Origin of the sequence: Microbacterium sp. 16-032 (genome assembly GCF_041079455.1) — a bacterium.
Taxonomy (GTDB): domain Bacteria; phylum Actinomycetota; class Actinomycetes; order Actinomycetales; family Microbacteriaceae; genus Microbacterium; species Microbacterium testaceum_A.
In genome coordinates, this window is sequence record NZ_JBFYGQ010000005.1 from 457,846 (window position 1) to 473,872 (window position 16,027).

The window sequence follows — 16,027 nt, forward strand, 5'->3', positions numbered from 1 at the left end:
TCTCGCTGCCGCGGCCCATCCTGCGCCCTCGACACGCGCGGGAGCCGCACGCCACGCCCCGAATTGGCAATCTCCGAAGATGTGAAGTAGGCTCGGTCGTCGGCAAGCGAGGATGAAATCGCAAGGTTTCAGGCTCATCCGGCCCCATCGTTTAGCGGCCTAGGACGCCGCCCTTTCACGGCGGTAGCACGGGTTCGAATCCCGTTGGGGTCACTTTCCGGTGAAGTACAATTGAAAATGCATGGCCCTGTAGCGCAGTTGGTTAGCGTGCCGCCCTGTCACGGCGGAGGTCGCGGGTTCAAGTCCCGTCAGGGTCGCTCCACAGCGACGGGCCTTCTTTCGAGGAGGCCTTTCGTCTAGGAAGCGGCAGACATGCCGCTCGGCTCTGTAGCTCAGTTGGTAGAGCGCACGACTGAAAATCGTGAGGTCACGGGATCGACGCCCGTCGGAGCCACAGGGTGATCATTACAGTCACCTTAGAAACCCTCGTCTAGCTTCTACATGGCGGGGGTTTCGCTTTGCCCTGGTGAGAAGCGGTTTCTGCCACCGATTGGCCGCATACGCCGCGGTGGTTGAGCGAGCAAACCGAGCCAGAGCGACCTCTCCCGCAAATGCCGACTCGCATGCCTGGTTAACGATTTGGGCCGGTCTCGGGCCGGTCGCGGCGAGTTTCCGGAAGGTGGATCACTTCGCTTTCGGCGGCGCAGTCGCCTTCTCCGACCCCTCAGTCGGACTCTCCTCGTCCTGCAACCGAACCTGCGGCCAGCCCCTGGTCCCGAATTCTCTGCTGAAGCGATAGGCCAGAGACGCGCGCCTGGAAGCCCTCGAATCTTGGGACGAGTTCGGAGATACGCTCGTCCAGGTCGAAGTCACGCCGGATCGCCTCGAGCTCGACACGCACGTGATCTGCGTCTGCCGAGCTGTCAAGAATGAGATCAATCTCCCGAAGAAGGCTGCGCGCTCGTCGTTTCGATATTGAGTCCTGGTGATCGCGTTGGAACTCCCGGACCTTCCCACTCAACCTTCGATCGCTTCGACGTTGGGTTTCCTCGGCGCTAGCTGAGGCGAGACGGTCGGAGAGATCGCGTAGCAACGCACGCATAGCAAGCTCGGTCTCATCTTGGCCGGGGATGCGGGTGCTTGACGCGAGCGCGCCCTCGAACAGCTCGACTACAGCACGAGCGAAGCCAACCTTCTCGATGTGCGCCCCCTTGAAGGCCTTCCGGTAGGCAACGTCCAGCCCATCCCAGAGGGACCCATCCTTCGCTGCCACAGCTGCGACCACGGCATCCGCTGTCAGCGCGGACACCGCTTCATCGTCGAAACCCTCGATCATCTTCGCGTGCGCCCTCGCGGCGGACGTCGCGAACTCGGGATGTACTAGGTCTTCGATTTCACGCAATACGACTGCTTCGTGCACGAGAGGCGAGCGCGCCTGGGCCCAGACGTCGAGTTCAACAATGCACTCCTCAGGAATGATCGCCCGTCGGTGCACCAGCCTCTCCCGCATCGTCTTGGCAGCCGCTTTGCCCGCTTTATCGCCATCAAAGAGACCGACACATGCTGGCTTTACCTGGTCACGGCCTCGAGCCAGAAACACCATGTAGGGGATCGACTCGGCGGATCCGCTCGGAACTATCGTCAGGTCGTTCAGGTCAAGGTAGTCGTGATCGTCGTTTGTTCGTCGAAAATAGGCGGACGCGCCGGCCAGCATGACTTGATCCGCCAGCCCTTCCACGAACAGGTTTGACCCCCCGATGAAGGCGGTTTCAGCCACCGTGGCGCCCAGGGAGGTACGAAGCGGTTCGTAGTGATTTTGGGTGGCATCTTTGACCACCCGTGTGCCCTCGTCCTCCGCCCCCTTGTCTAGTACTCGAAGTCGATGACCCGCGTTTCTGTCAATAAGGAATGGAGAATGCGTGACGTAAACGACTTGGTGTTTGTGACTTCCGTCTTCGGGTGTCGCGTAGTCAGAGATGACCCGAAGAAGATCCTGCTGCCCGCGGCTCTCGACAGGTACGCATCCGGCTCGTCCAGAAGCATGACCTCCGGGCCAACGAGCCCTCGCCTGTGCGCGGTCAACTGCACAAAATAGCTAAGGAAGAACCTCAGCCCCTGGCTACGCTCGTCGAACGAGTACGAAGCGCGGGTACGGTCCCGGATGACGAGCGCCAATTCATGCTCTCGCGCCTTCACTTCTAGCTCGAAATCCGTGTCTTGAGACCACCAGCGCTTGAAGTTGAGATTCTCGGCAATGGCGATGTTCATCGCTCTTACGAGTCCTTCAATCTCTCCCTCTTGTTCGTTGGCAATCGCTGCTCGCAATCGAGCAAACGACGCGGGATCGATTCCAGCAATATCCACTAGGAGTTTCCGACCGAGCTCAAACTCGGAGTTTCGTCGAGCTTCAGCCTCCGTGTCCGGCGATGCAATATGACTCTGCCAAACCGGGAAAACGTGCGCAGCGAACTCGTCCGCAGCCGACCAAGCACCACCGCGAAGTGCCCCAAACACGGCTGAACGTCGCCTCCGAGAGTCGAACGCGTGCCGAGTCCCGTCCGCCAAGGCGTCGATCGAAAGCGCGTCGGGCATGCCCAAATCCGTGCGCAACCGAAACACGGGCGGCAGAACGTTGTCTAGCGCCGCAAGCTGCGACGCGCTCAGCTCGAAGACTTCAGCTCCACCATTGAGAATGATGAAGGACGGATGACGTCCCGGGCGATAGAGGGTGAACTGCTGGTCGCTGGTTGCCTGCGGAACGATTGCTTGCAGCACTGCGAGCTCGTTCTCGTTCTCGATCCGGAGGGCGACACCGAACTCGGGCGCGCGTACACGACCCTTTTCAACTGAGTAGAACGTGCTGTAACGGCAGAAATCACCTTCATCGATTCCCCTACCCGTGAGAGCGATCTCCAGGGCGTCGAGTAGCTGAGTCTTCCCGGCCTCGTTCGCACCGACCACCGCGGTGATGGAGGGGTCGATTTTGACCCGGACGAACGGGTACCAGCCCTCAGTGGTGTCCTCCCAGAACGCAGGCTCGCTCTTGTTCGACCACTTACGCTCGTAGTCGAAGTTGAACGACTTGAAGAAGCGAATCTCGAGACGATCGATTTTCATGTGTGCACCACCCCAGGCTGACGTCTTGGCACGTTCCGAGAACTATGGCATGTGCTTCGGACATGCCGATACCGGGCGCGCTTTCGCACCCACCATCGGTTCGATGGAACCGCGATCGCGCGTACGCAATGTGTTGGCGAACACGACAGCACATTGGGGCTGGTCAGGGAACTTGAATCCGTCCCCACTGAGTACACCGGGCCCGGTCCGACTCCTCGATGAGTCGATCCAACCCTGTTTCCGCAGCTCTCTCTGCAGAGGGGACATCCAGCACTAACTCGATCTGGCAGTAGTCCTCGGCTTCGGCGCGCGCGGCCAGTCGCGCGTAGAAACGCTCGAGTTCATCATCTAGGCGTGCCACGTTGTTGATTTCCTTCCCCTTCAAGTCTTGCCAGCAACGCGACCACGCCCACTTGGCTGAGCGGCCCCTGGATATCGGTCTTCGGGATGCCGGAGTCGACGGCGATCCCGGCGGTGTCGTGCTCGTGAGGCAGCGCCTCAGCATCGACGGTCATCCCGATCGTCATCAGACCCACCAGACCCAACACGCGCGCGGACAGGGACACCGCCTGTAGGCCGGTTCGCTTTCGGACCCGGCCAGTCGTGGACGGTTTGCTCGGTGAGGCCGCGCGACGGGCTGATCTCGCCGCTTCCGAGGGGTGTTGCGGCGGGCTCGGCGATGTCGGATGAGAGCCGGCAAACGAGAACAGTCGCGCTGCGGCGTCGAAGGGCGTCCCTGTGGCAGCGCCACGGTCGTCCCTGTGGGTGGGCGGGGCGTGTTCGCGGGGTACTCGTGTGCGGGCGCGGGCTTCTCGTCTGGTGCGCGGGAAGCCCGACGTCGGGGTCTCGGTACCGGGAGGACTGTCGACGGCACGATGGCGCCCTGGAGGGGGGCCAGATGTGTGGGTGAGCACTATTCGGGTGTCCTTGGGGCTGGTCATTGACGAGGTGAGGGCAGCAGGCTGAGCCCGCTGGCATCGACGACGAGCACGTCGCCCTCGTCGGTGATCGTGATGGCTTGGGCAGGGCCGTGCACAGTGCCGACGTCCTGCCATGACCCGGTCCCGATGACGGTCCAGATCGTGTCGTTGTTATCCACGCCGACCAACCGCTGGCGGTCCGGAGACGCTGCGATGACGAACAGGGCAGGGGCGTCGGTGAGGGGCGTAAAGGTCTTGCCCCGGTCGATGCTGATCTGCGGGCCATCAGGGGTGAGAGCGATGATGCGGCCGGTGGCGTCGACCTGGAGACCGAAGGTGAGCAGGGTGCTACCGGTTGGCGACCACGACACGCCCTTGTCGGTGCTGATCAGCATGGCTCCGTCCCCGGCATCCTGCCCGTACAGGGCGCCATCGGGGCCGGCAGTGAGGACGTGGAAATCCTTCTCTCCGGTGAACGCGACAGGCTCCCAGGTTTCCCCGCCGTCTTGGCTGCGGATGACGCCGAGGTTCCCCACCCCCAATTCGGCGGGCGTGTTGCGTCCGGGGTGGCCGGAAGCGATCAGATCTCCGCCCAGCGCGGTGAGCCCCATCGCATCGAAGTCGTGTCCGCCGATCCGAGGGCCGAGCTCGCCGGTCGCGGTGGCGGAGAAGATCCCTTCGTGTGCCCCGAGCAGGAACCCGTCCCCATCTGGTGCGGGAACGATGGCGTGCACGTGGGCGACACCATCTGCGTGTTCGGTGCCGGTGGAGGGCGTCGCGGCAACCGCACAACCGGAGAGAGTCAGAGCAGAAAGCGCGACAAGACTGGTCGTCGCGCGCAGGGGCATGCGCATACGCACCCTTTCGAGTTCAGGGTGAGGACGCCCTCGGGTGGGGCGTCCTCACCGGGTGCGGTCAGAGCTGCGCGAGCAGCTCCTGCATGGTGGCGATCTCCGCGGTCTGCGTGTCGATGATGGTCTGCGCCATCGCGATCGCGTCCGGGTTCTGCCCGTTATCGACTTCGTCCTGCGCCATATCGATGGCACCTTCGTGGTGCATCGTCATCTGCTCGAGGAACAGCCGCGACGCCTCCGCACCGGTAGCGGAATCCAGCGCCGCCATGTCGTCTTCGCTCATCACGCCGCCGCCGTGGTCCATGCCGCCCATGGAGCCGGTGTCACTGTCGGCACCCCATCCATCCAGCCACTCCTGCAGCTGGTCGATCTCAGGCTGCTGGGCAGATTTGATGTCCTCGGCCAGCGTGATCACGCCCTCGTCGACACCGTCCTTCGCGAGGATCATGTCGGACATCTCGACGGCTTGTTCGTGGTGCGGGATCATCATCTGCGCGAACATGACGTCCGCGTCGTTGAAGTCCGCGTCCGGCGCGGACATGGCCGAACTGTTGCCGTGGTCCATGCCGGGCATTGAGTCGGGGCCGGTGGTACCGGCGCAGCCTGCGAGGGTGAGGGCGGCGGCGAGGGTGAGTGCGGCGGTTGCCGCGGTACGAATCTTCATCAGGGTTCTCCACTACAGGGGTACGTGAAAGCAACGCCGGTCAGGGTGACGGGCATGCGGATGCACGAGCCGGACGCAAAGGTCCGGCTCGTGCGCATCACGTACGGCTGATGCAGAGAACGGTGAGTGAAGGCGGCCGCAGGGCCGGCCTGATGAACAGCGCCTTTACGAGCGAGTCTCTCGGCCGCGGCAGGATGGACAACCATCGCATGACCGCGCCGGGCCGCACCAGCAGCAGGACAGTCGCGAGCAGCGCCACAACGCACGCCATCGCCAGCATGTCTGAGTGCCCACTGCCGCAGTCCGCGCACAGCTCGTCGGTTGCGGTGGTGCCGGCATGGTGATCACCAGCGCTAGTCGTGGCGGAAGTGGTGACGGTGGTCTGGTGACCGGTGTCGGTCGCGGTGTGCGCGTTGAGGGAGTGCATGGCCAGCAGGCCGACGATGATCGCGCCGGTGACGGCGGTGAGCAGCAGCAGCGTACGGGCCATCGAGCGGCCGGTGCGAACCCGGTCCGTCAGCGCGATCAGCGACATGTCACCTCCCTCCCTTCCACGGTACGTCACACCCGTCAGCGGCTGATAACCGCGTCGGGGCTGAGATCCAACCGGCGCAGCAGCTGAGCGTTCAGAGCGACGACGATCGTGGACAAGGACATCAGGATCGCGCCGACCGACATCGGCAGCACGAAACCGATCGGGGCGAGGATGCCAGCGGCCAACGGCACCGAGATCAGGTTGTACCCGGCAGCCCACCACAGGTTCTGCTTCATCTTCCGGTAGCTCGCGCGGGACAGCTCGATCACCGAGAGCACCGAGCGAGGGTCGTCGCTGGCCAGGATCACCCCGGCCGAGGCAATCGCGACATCCGTGCCGGCGCCAATGGCGATACCCACGTCGGCCTGCGCGAGAGCGGGCGCGTCGTTCACACCGTCGCCGACCATCGCGACCTTGCGTCCCTCGTCCTGCAGTTGCCTCACCTTGGAGGCCTTGTCCTCCGGCCGCACACCGGCGAAGAACCGGTCGATACCCAGTTCAGCGGCTATCGAAGCGGCCACCGCTTCGGCGTCACCAGTGATCATCACCACCTGCACGTCGCGGGCGTGCAGCGCATCGATCGCCTGCCGGGACTCAGGACGGATCTCATCGGCGAGCCGGAGCGCACCGGCGACCTTCCCCTCGATGAGGACGTGCAGGATGATCGCACCCTCCTCCCGCCACGCGTCCGCGACCGGCAGCTCCTGGCCGCCCGTCTGCTCGAGCAGGTACGGACCGCCGACCTGCACCGTCTGGCCGTCGACGGTCGCGCGGACACCGACCGCAGGCGAGGACTCGAAATCCGTCGACCCAGGCACCGAGAGGCTCTTCTCCCGTGCAGCGGCGACGATGGCGCGGGCCAGCGGGTGCTCGGAGTCCGTCTCCGCGGCGGCCGCAAAGGCTACCAGCCGGTCCGCGTCGATCCCGCCGACCGGTTCGACCGCGGTAACGGCGGGGGCACCCTTGGTAAGAGTGCCGGTCTTGTCGAACAGGACCGTATTCACGGTGCGCATGCTCTCCAAAGCGAGACGGTCCTTGATCAGCACCCCGCCCCGGGCCGCGCGCTCAGTAGCAATGGACACCACCAGCGGGATCGCCAGACCCAGGGCATGCGGGCAGGCGATCACCAGCACCGTAATCGTGCGGATCACCGCGTCATCAGGCACCCCCACGATCGTCCACACCACCGCGGTGATCGCCGCAGCAATCAGCGCGAACCAGAACAACCACCCAGCCGCACGATCAGCGAGACGCTGTGCCTTCGACGACGAACTCTGCGCCGCGGTGACCAGTCGTTGGATGCCGGCAAGGGCGGTATCCTCCCCCACCGCGCTGATCTCTACACGAATTCCCGAGTCTGTGGCGACGGTGCCAGCCACGACCGCGTCCCCCTCGCCACGGCGAACAGGCTGGGATTCGCCGGTGATCATCGACTCGTCCATGCTCGCCGAACCCTGCACCACCCGACCATCAGCCGGAACACGTCCACCAGGGCGCACCACCACGACGTCACCGACCTGCAAGTCTGCAGGGGCGACGGTGACCGTCGTATCCCCGTCGACCTTCTCCGCCTCATCCGGGAGAAGCGCGGCCAGGGAGTCCAGTGCGGAGGTGGTCTGCGCGAGCGAGCGCATCTCGATCCAGTGGCCCAGGAGCATGATGACGATCAGCAGCGCCAGCTCCCACCAGAAGTCCAGCTCGTGATCCAACAGCCCAAGGCTCGCGCCCCACGATGCGACGAACGCGACGGTGATCGCCAACCCGATCAGCAGCATCATCCCCGGCTTGCGGGTACGCAGCTCGCCGACCGCACCGGTCAGGAACGGGGCACCACCCCACACATACATCACGGTGCCGAGAACCGGGGAGATCCAGCCCACCCAGGCCGCGTCGGGCAGAGGGTAACCGAGCAGCATCGAGAACATGCCCGAGAACGCCACCACCGGGACCGCCAGGATCAGGTTGATCCAGAACAGTCGACGAAACCGCGCGACGTGGTCCGCGCCGTGCCCGGCGTGCCCACCGTGCTGCATCCCCGCGTGCTCACTGCCATGCCCCTCGTGAGCACTGTCCTGTGAGGACCCGCGGTGCGCGTGCGAGTCGTTGACGGTGTCGGGGTCGGGGTCGGGGTCGGGGTCGGGGACGGTTTCGCGCACCCCCTGGGCAGTGTCATCGCCACCCACGTCGGTCGGTGTGTGGTGGTGTGCGTGGTGGTCGTGCTGACTCATGGTGAGCTTCCTTCCACTATTCGCATCCGGCAGATGCAGGTCAGGCCCCGGCGGAAACGCGGGACGGTTCGGGGATGACAGTCGGCGAGCTCGCCGGGATGGGACGGAACCCGCGCAGGCGCAGACTGTTGGTGACGACGAACACGGAGGACAACGCCATCGCCGCCGCGGCAACCAGCGGGTTGAGCAACCCGGCCATCGCGACCGGAATCGCGGCGACGTTGTACGCGAACGCCCAAAACAGATTGCCCTTGATGGTGCGCAGGGTGCGGCGTGCCAGCCGGATCGCGTCAGCGACCACCAACAGGTCACCGGAGACAACAGTGATGTCGCTCGCAGCGATCGCCGCATCCGTCCCTCCACCCATCGCCAGACCAAGGTCGGCGGCAGCGAGAGCGGCGGCGTCGTTGACCCCGTCACCGACCATCGCGACCATATGCCCGTCCTCCTGCAGTCGGCGGACCGCGTCGAGTTTCCCGGCCGGCGTGACCCCGGCACGCACCTGGTCGATACCGACCTGTCGAGCAATCTCCCGCGCAGCACCGTCGTTGTCCCCGGTAAGCAGCACCGGTGTCATACCCAACGCACGGAACCGGGCGACCGCTTCGGCGCTGGTGGGCTTGACCGTATCGGCGACGGCGATGATGCCCAGATGCGCGCCGTCACGCCCGATCGCCACGACGGTCGCTCCCCCGGTTTGCAGCGCGGCGGCGTCGTGCTGCAGCTGCGCGGTGCAGTGAATGCCCCACTGCTCCTGCAGCCAGGATGGACGGCCGGCGACGAAGAGAGAACCTGCGACGATGCCCTGCACCCCGAACCCGGCGTGAGAGTCGAACGTCTCCGCCGGCGGGACAGCGACGCTGTCGGCGACGATCGCTCGGGCAACGGGATGCTCCGACCCGGACTCCACAGCCGCAGCCGCGGCCAGCAGCTCCTCCCGAGTGATCCCCGGAGCCGGGTGCACAGCGGTGACAGCCATGGTCCCGGTGGTGACGGTGCCCGTCTTATCCAACACGATCGTGTCGACCTTGCGGGTCTGCTCCAACACCTGCGGTCCACGGATCAGGATCCCCATCTGAGAACCACGACCGGTGCCCACCAGCAGCGCGGTGGGGGTAGCGAGCCCCAGGGCGCACGGGCAGGCGATGATGAGCGTCGCGACCGCGGCGGTGAACGCCAGCTCCAGAGACCCGCCGACCAGCAGCCAACCCACGAACGCGACGATGGCCAGCAAGATCACGATGGGCACAAAGATCCCGGACACCCGGTCGGCGAGACGCTGCACACGGGCTTTCCCGGTCTGCGCCTCCTCCATCAGCCGCCGCATCCGCGACAGTTCGGTGTCCGCACCCACGCGGGTGATCTCCACCGTGAGCCGGCCACCGACGTTGACCGTCGCACCCACCACACGGGAACCCACACCGACCTCCACCGGGGCGGATTCACCGGTGAGCATGCTTGCGTCGATCGCCGACGACCCATCGATGACGAGCCCATCGGAAGGGATCTTCTCGCCCGGTCGGACCAGAACCGCATCGCCCACGAGCAGCTGGCTCACCGGGACTCGCTGTTCCACACCGTCGACGAGCTTGACGGCGTCTTTCGCACCCAGCTCGAGCAGAGCGCGCAGCGCTTCAGAAGACGATCGGCGGGCGCGCGCCTCGGCGTACCGGCCGGCAAGGATGAACACCGTCACCAACGCGGCGACCTCGAGGTAGATCTCATGCCCACCCGCCTGCGGGGTGCCGATGAGAGTGAACGTCATCGTCATCCCGGGCATGCCGGCGCCACCGAAGAACAGGGCGTACAGCGACCAGCCGAACGCGGCGATCACCCCGACGCTGATGAGGGTGTCCATGGTGGCGGCACCGTGGCGGGCGTTGACAGCCGCGGCACGGTGGAACGGCCACGCGCCCCACACCGCCACTGGGGCGGTGAGGGTGAGCGCCAGCCACTGCCAGTACTCGAACTGCAACACCGGAACCATCGACAGCACCGCGACCGGCACAGACAGCGCGGTGCTGATCAGCAGACGTTGCCGCAGCAACACCAGATCGCGGTCCACCGGCGCACCCGGTTCATCCGCGCCCTCGGCGACCGGCGGCGCCGGAATCGCCGCGTGGTAGCCGGCGGATTCGACCGCGGCGATCAGGGTGGCCGAGTCGACGTCCTCACCGCGCACGCGGGCTTTCTCGGTGGCGTAGTTGACGGTCGCTTCCACACCGGGCAGCTTGTTGAGCTTCCGCTCAATTCGCGTCGCACACGACGCGCAGGTCATCCCGGTGATGTCGAGTTCGACATCGACCGTGCTCATGACGTAGTGCTGGCCAGCGCGTAACCAGCCTCCTCCACCGCCGCCTCCACGGCAGCAGCAGCGATCGGCGCCGAGCTGCGGATAGTCACCCGCGACGTTCCACCCGCGTTCAGGTCAACCGAGACACCCTCCACCCCGTCGATCGCGGACAACTCCTCCGTGACGCTCGACACGCAGTGCGAGCAGGTCATCCCCGTCACCAGCACGTCAGACGTCACCGCGGCCGTCGCCGCATCCGCGGTCTCGGAAGTCGATGCGGTCGCGCAGCAGGCACAGCCAGCGCCGGTGTCCGTCAAGCCCAGGTCATTGCGGTTCTCGGTGTTCATCATCGTCTCCTCGTAGGTGGGTTGGTGGGTCACGAACGGACCAGACGGGCGATCGCCTCATTGGCTTCGCGGATCTTCTCTTCGGCAACGGCACCACCCTCGGCACTGGCCTCAGCAACGCAATGCGACAGGTGGTCGCCCAGCAGCGACAGCGCGACAGACTCGAGCGCCTTCGTGGCCGCGGAGACCTGCGTGAGGATGTCGATGCAGTACTTGTCGTCCTCGACCATCCGCGCGATTCCACGGACCTGACCCTCCGCGCGACGCAGCCGCTTCAGCAGGTCTTCCTTGTTCGCCGTGTAACCGTTCACGCTGCATACCCTACCCCCCTACCGTATTCACGGCAATCGGTCTGCGATCGTCCGCTCCTGGGCCGGTTGAGCCTTGGGACGCCGGGGAGTAATCACGGCGGCCAGACCAGCCGCGACGAACGCGGCGATACCGGCGACGAGCAGCGCGGCGGTAAACCCATCAGGGGTTCCTCCGGCGAGGCTGACCGCTGCGACGCTGGACATCACCGCGGCTCCGGTCGACGCCCCGAACTCGTGGAAGGTGCTCACAATTCCGGACGCGACGCCGGCTTCCTCGACGCAGATCCATCAACGGGGCGCGCGCCGTCCGCTGCCGGACGACGAACGCCGCACACAGTGCGATCGCGACGAGGCCGGCGACGCCGTTGCCCCACTGCCAGACTCCCCGTTCGCCAGCATTGATGATCGCCCAGATGAGCGTTCCCGTGGCGGCGGTGACCAGAAGGCCTCCGAGCACATCGATACGGCGCGAGGCCGCCGGGTGGACCGACCGGGGAAGCAGGATGACCAGCGCGATGAACACCTTTTTCGTTTCCGGATGCCGCTCTGTGTCGGCATCCCTCCCGCCCCGCGCGCACGACACCCTTGCCGCTCTGCGTCGGCATCCCCTCGCGCCCCGCGCCCGCCCACGCGGCACCCCTCGCGCCCCACCCCACTCCCCCGGGCGACGCCCGCGGTGCCCCGCCGCACGGACCGCGATCCGAGGCCGCCGCGCGAGGACAGGAGACAGCGCGAGCACAGGGCGATGACAGCGGGGGCCATCATGTTCTCGAACGATCCCCTGCTCCGAAGCGACGCGCGAAGAGACCCCGGCGCCGGGGTGGTTTCCGACGCCGCCGGACAGCGCTACTATTTGTTTGACTTTCAGCAAACACCTGGCGCCCGACCGAGCTCTCCCCGCCGTCCGCCAGGCCTTCTCGTGAAGAGGCCCCGATGTCAGACATCACCACCAGCCGCCGCGCGCACACGGCGACCACCGACACGGTCATGACGCACCGCATGATCATGTTCGTGATCTTCGGCCTCATGGCCGGCATGTTCCTGTCCGCCCTCGACCAGACCGTGGTCGGCACCTCGATCCGCACGATCGGCGACGACCTGCAGGGCCTGAGTCTTCAGGCCTGGGTCACGACGGCCTACCTGATCGTGTCGACCATCTCGACGCCGATCTACGGCAAGCTCTCCGACATCTTCGGTCGGCGCCCGCTGTTCCTCATCGCCATCCTCATCTTCATCATCGGATCGGTGCTCGCGAGCTTCTCGACCTCGATGGTCGAGCTCGCCGCCTTCCGCGCCATCCAGGGCCTCGGCGCCGGTGGACTGATGTCGATGCCGCTGGCGATCATGGGGGACATCCTCGCCCCGCGCGAACGCGCGAAATACCAGGGCTACTTCCTCGCCGTCTTCGGCATCTCCAGCGTCATCGGCCCGCTCGTGGGCGGTCTGTTCGCCGGAGCCAGCCAGATCCTCTTTATCACCGGATGGCGCTGGGTCTTCCTCATCAACGTGCCGATCGGCATCGTCGCGCTCGCGATCGTCTGGCGCTTCCTCCACATCCCCAAGCAGCCGCGGCACTCGGTGCGCATCGACTGGTGGGGCGCCACGACGGTCATCGTCGCGCTCGTCCCGCTTCTCCTCGTGGCCGAGCAGGGTCGCGAGTGGGGCTGGGGCTCGCCGATCGCGATCGCCTGCTACGTCATCGGCGCGCTCGGCATCCTGGCCTTCGTCATCGCCGAGACCGCGATGAAGGACGACGCGCTCATCCCGCTGAAGCTCTTCCGCTCGCCGACGTTTTCGATGGCGACCATCATCGGCGTGCTCGTCGGCTTCGGCATGTTCGGCGCGATGCTGACCCTGCCGCTGTACCTGCAGCTCGTGCTCGGCTCCTCGCCGACGCAGAGCGGGTTCGAGATGCTGCCGATGATCCTCGGCCTGATGATCGCCTCGATCGCGAGCGGTCAGATCATCGCGCGCACCGGTCGCTACCGCATGTTCCCGATCCTGGGCACGGCGCTGATGTCGGTCGGCTTCTTCCTGCTGACGTTCCTGAAGTACGACAGCCCCTACTGGCACGTCGCGATCGCGATGCTCGTCATCGGCCTCGGCCTCGGTCAGCTGATGCAGACGCTGACCATCGCCAGCCAGAACTCGGTGGGCCTGCGCGACATGGGCGTGGCCACGAGCGGATCGACGTTCTTCCGCCAGATCGGTGGAACGCTCGGCACCGCGGTGCTGCTGTCGCTGCTGTTCACGCTCATGCCGACGAACATCATCGGTTCCTTCGCCGACCGCGCGACGCTCACCGATGCTCTCGACGCGGCCCTCGACCCCACCGTGGCCTCGGCCCCCGCGAACGAGAAGATCATGTCGGGCATTTACACCCCGATCGTGTCAAAGATCGTCGAGGGGACCACGACGCAGCTGCAGGCCGGGGTGAAGCAGGCTCAGGATGCCGCGACCCAGGCCGTCACGGAGCAGGCCGCGGCAGGTCGCATCCCGGCGTCGGCGCAGGCCGCCGCCACGCAGACGGCCGTCGCCCAGGCCATCACCGCGGCCACGACGCAGATCCAGCAGCAGGTGCCGGTCGCGCGCGTCTCGTCTGACGGCACGGTCAGCCTGGACTTCTCGGATGCCGCGCAGCGTGCGGCCTTCGTGGACACCGCGGCCACGACGATCGAGGACCAGTTCACCGCGGGTGACGAGAACACCTCGATCGGCGGTTCGACGCTCGACGACACCTCGTTCCTCGTGGGAGCCGACGCGCGACTGACCAAGCCGTTCCTTGTCGGCTTCAACTCCTCGGCGACGACGGTGTACTGGACCGCGATGGGCGTCGTGCTGCTGGCCTTCGTGCTGTCGCTGTTCTTCCGCACCCCGCCGCTGCGGTCGAAGTCGGCCCTGCAGGAGGCCGCCGACGAGCGCCGCGGCAAGGACAAAGAGGACGAGCGCGCCGAAGAGGCCGCCGCCCAGACCGGCGCGTTGATCGCTCCCTGAGCGGCAATCACTCCACAGAAGAAGGGCGGGGTCGTCGTGAGACGCCCCCGCCCTTCTCTCATCCGCCACGGGACGAGATGACCTCACACGGTCTCGCGGGCCCGCAGGTCCTTGCGCAGGATCTTCCCCGAGGTCGACTTGGGGATCACGTCGATGAACTCGACGCGGCGCACCTTCTTGTGCGGGGCCACCTCGCCGGCGACGAAGGCCATCACGTCGTCGGCGCTCAGACCGGCCTCGGGGGCGGCCACCACGAACGCCTTCGGGATCTCCTCGCCGTCGTCACCGCGGACGCCGATGACGGCGGCATCCTGGATCTTCGGGTGCGACAGCAGCAGGGCCTCGAGCTCCGCCGGGGCGATCTGGTAACCGTGATATTTGATGAGCTCCTTGAGCCGGTCGACGATCGTGAAGTACCCGTCGACGTGGTGGACGCCGATGTCTCCGGTGTGCAGGAAGCCGTCGGCATCCAGTGTCTCGGCGGTGGCGTCCGGACGGTTGAGGTAACCGAGCATGACGTTGGGGCCGCGCACCCAGATCTCACCGGGTGCCGTGAGGCCGTCGTCGCCGTGCTCCTCGAGGTCGGCTCCGGTCTCCGGATCGACGAGCCGCCCCTCGCAGTTCGGGATGAGCACGCCCACCGAGCTGACCGGCATGTCGGTACCCGCCGGGATGGCATGCGACACCGGGCTCAACTCGCTCATGCCGTAGCCCTGATAGAAACGCGCGCCGATGCGCCGCCCGGCGGTCTCGGCGGTCTCGCCGTCGAGCGGAGCCGCTCCCGAGAAGACGCTGTGCACGCTCGAGAGGTCGAACTGGTCGACGGCGGGGTGTTTGGCCAGGGCGACGGCGATCGGCGGGGCGATGAAGAGGAACGTGCACCGGTGATCCTGCACGGTGCGCAGGAACTCCATCAGGTCGAACCTCGGCATGGTGACGAGCGTCGCGCGCTGGCGCAGCGCGAGGTTCAACAGCACCGTCATCCCGTAGATGTGGAAGAAGGGCAGCACGGCGAGCACCCGATCGTCGCGGGCGATCTCGATGACGGCCCGGCACTGGTGCACGTTCGCGACGAGGTTGCGGTGCGAGAGCATGACGCCCTTGGGGACCCCGGTGGTGCCGGACGAGTACGGCAGCACCGCGATGTGGGTCGCGGGGTCGAAGCTCACCTCGGGCGGGGTGCGGCCCTCGCCCACCAGCGAGCGCAGATCGGGGTGCCCCTCCGCGCCGTCGAGCACGATGACGCGCTCGTCCGGGATGCCGACGGCGCGCGCGGCCTGATGCGCCTGCGGCAGCAACGGAGACACGGTCACGAGCCAGGTGGCCGCGGCATCCCTCAGCTGTTTCTCGATCTCGTTCGCCGTGTACAGGGAGTTGATCGTGGTGATGATCGACCCCGCACGCAGGATGCCGTGGAACACCGTCGCGAACGCGGGGACGTTCGGGCACAGCATCGCGACGACGGTCTCGGTGTCGGCACCACGGGCGGCCAGGGCCCCGGCGAACGCGTCGACCTGGGCGCGGAGGGCGCGGTAGGTGGTCTCGGCACCCCCGGCGGGATCCACCAGCGCGACGCGATCGAGATCGGACTCCTCGAGCGATGCGAAGAGATAGTCGTAGATGCTCTGGTCGGGGATCTCGATGCTCGGGTACGGGCTCTGGAACACGGTTCTCTCCCTCGAAAACTGCCGCGGCGACGGTGCCGTGCGCTCATCCTGGCATCCGTGGGACGCGGTGTCATCCCGGACGGGACCGGCTCTCGGC

13 protein-coding genes and 3 tRNA genes are annotated in these 16,027 nt (G+C 66.2%); 4 read left to right on the forward strand and 12 right to left on the reverse strand.

Features of this window, described 5'->3' with window-relative positions; all coding sequences use genetic code 11:
* Positions 1-140 precede the first annotated feature (140 nt).
* The 3 genes from AB6V31_RS13470 (at position 141) to AB6V31_RS13480 (ending at position 454) form a co-directional block, all read left to right on the forward strand.
* Positions 141-213: transfer RNA gene (locus AB6V31_RS13470), tRNA-Glu, on the forward strand.
* A gap of 30 nt (positions 214-243) precedes the next feature.
* Positions 244-317, forward strand: a tRNA-Asp gene (locus AB6V31_RS13475).
* 64 nt (positions 318-381) lie between these two features.
* A tRNA-Phe gene (locus AB6V31_RS13480) sits at positions 382-454 on the forward strand.
* A 270-nt stretch (positions 455-724) separates the two neighbouring features.
* Here the strand turns inward: AB6V31_RS13480 and AB6V31_RS13485 are convergent.
* The 11 genes from AB6V31_RS13485 to AB6V31_RS13535 all read right to left on the reverse strand — a co-directional run bounded on the left by AB6V31_RS13485 (position 725) and on the right by AB6V31_RS13535 (position 11,518).
* Positions 725-1,837, reverse strand: coding sequence for a hypothetical protein (locus tag AB6V31_RS13485; protein ID WP_369366205.1), 1,113 nt, complete (start codon positions 1,835-1,837; stop codon positions 725-727).
* Between the two features lie 29 nt (positions 1,838-1,866).
* The gene (locus AB6V31_RS13490) at positions 1,867-3,117 is read right to left on the reverse strand and encodes a hypothetical protein (RefSeq protein WP_369366207.1); all 1,251 of its coding nucleotides are present in this window, start codon (positions 3,115-3,117) and stop codon (positions 1,867-1,869) included.
* A 344-nt stretch (positions 3,118-3,461) separates the two neighbouring features.
* Positions 3,462-3,632 carry a hypothetical protein gene (locus AB6V31_RS13495; RefSeq protein WP_369366209.1) on the reverse strand — a complete coding sequence of 57 codons (171 nt, stop codon included), beginning with the start codon at positions 3,630-3,632 and terminating at the stop codon, positions 3,462-3,464.
* Positions 3,633-4,054: 422 nt separating this feature from the next.
* On the reverse strand, positions 4,055-4,891 hold the full coding sequence (locus AB6V31_RS13500; protein ID WP_369366212.1) for a WD40/YVTN/BNR-like repeat-containing protein: 837 nt from the start codon (positions 4,889-4,891) through the stop codon (positions 4,055-4,057).
* Between the two features lie 61 nt (positions 4,892-4,952).
* Positions 4,953-5,555: a DUF305 domain-containing protein gene (locus AB6V31_RS13505; RefSeq protein WP_369366213.1), complete on the reverse strand. Its 603-nt coding sequence runs from the start codon at positions 5,553-5,555 to the stop codon at positions 4,953-4,955.
* 97 nt (positions 5,556-5,652) lie between these two features.
* Positions 5,653-6,090, reverse strand: coding sequence for a DUF6153 family protein (locus AB6V31_RS13510; RefSeq protein ID WP_369366215.1), 438 nt, complete (start codon positions 6,088-6,090; stop codon positions 5,653-5,655).
* Between the two features lie 35 nt (positions 6,091-6,125).
* Positions 6,126-8,123, reverse strand: coding sequence for a heavy metal translocating P-type ATPase (locus tag AB6V31_RS13515; RefSeq protein WP_369366250.1), 1,998 nt, complete (start codon positions 8,121-8,123; stop codon positions 6,126-6,128).
* Between the two features lie 235 nt (positions 8,124-8,358).
* Positions 8,359-10,632 (reverse strand): heavy metal translocating P-type ATPase, encoded by a 2,274-nt coding sequence (locus AB6V31_RS13520; RefSeq protein ID WP_369366216.1) that lies wholly within the window; start codon positions 10,630-10,632, stop codon positions 8,359-8,361.
* Positions 10,629-10,958, reverse strand: a complete 330-nt coding sequence (locus AB6V31_RS13525; RefSeq protein ID WP_369366251.1) for a heavy-metal-associated domain-containing protein — start codon at positions 10,956-10,958, stop codon at positions 10,629-10,631. Before AB6V31_RS13525 ends, AB6V31_RS13520 begins: the two co-directional genes overlap by 4 nt.
* Before the next feature lie 29 nt (positions 10,959-10,987).
* Positions 10,988-11,269, reverse strand: coding sequence for a metal-sensitive transcriptional regulator (locus AB6V31_RS13530; protein ID WP_369366218.1), 282 nt, complete (start codon positions 11,267-11,269; stop codon positions 10,988-10,990).
* A 27-nt stretch (positions 11,270-11,296) separates the two neighbouring features.
* Complete coding sequence (locus tag AB6V31_RS13535; RefSeq protein ID WP_369366219.1) at positions 11,297-11,518, reverse strand: hypothetical protein; 222 nt, start codon at positions 11,516-11,518, stop codon at positions 11,297-11,299.
* Positions 11,519-12,202: 684 nt separating this feature from the next.
* Here AB6V31_RS13535 and AB6V31_RS13540 point away from each other — a divergent pair.
* A complete protein-coding gene (locus AB6V31_RS13540; RefSeq protein WP_369366222.1) occupies positions 12,203-14,263 on the forward strand; it encodes an MDR family MFS transporter in 2,061 nt (686 codons plus the stop codon).
* An 83-nt stretch (positions 14,264-14,346) separates the two neighbouring features.
* Here AB6V31_RS13540 and AB6V31_RS13545 read toward each other — a convergent pair whose 3' ends face one another.
* Positions 14,347-15,930: an AMP-binding protein gene (locus AB6V31_RS13545; RefSeq protein ID WP_056225934.1), complete on the reverse strand. Its 1,584-nt coding sequence runs from the start codon at positions 15,928-15,930 to the stop codon at positions 14,347-14,349.
* Positions 15,931-16,027: the final 97 nt, after the last annotated feature.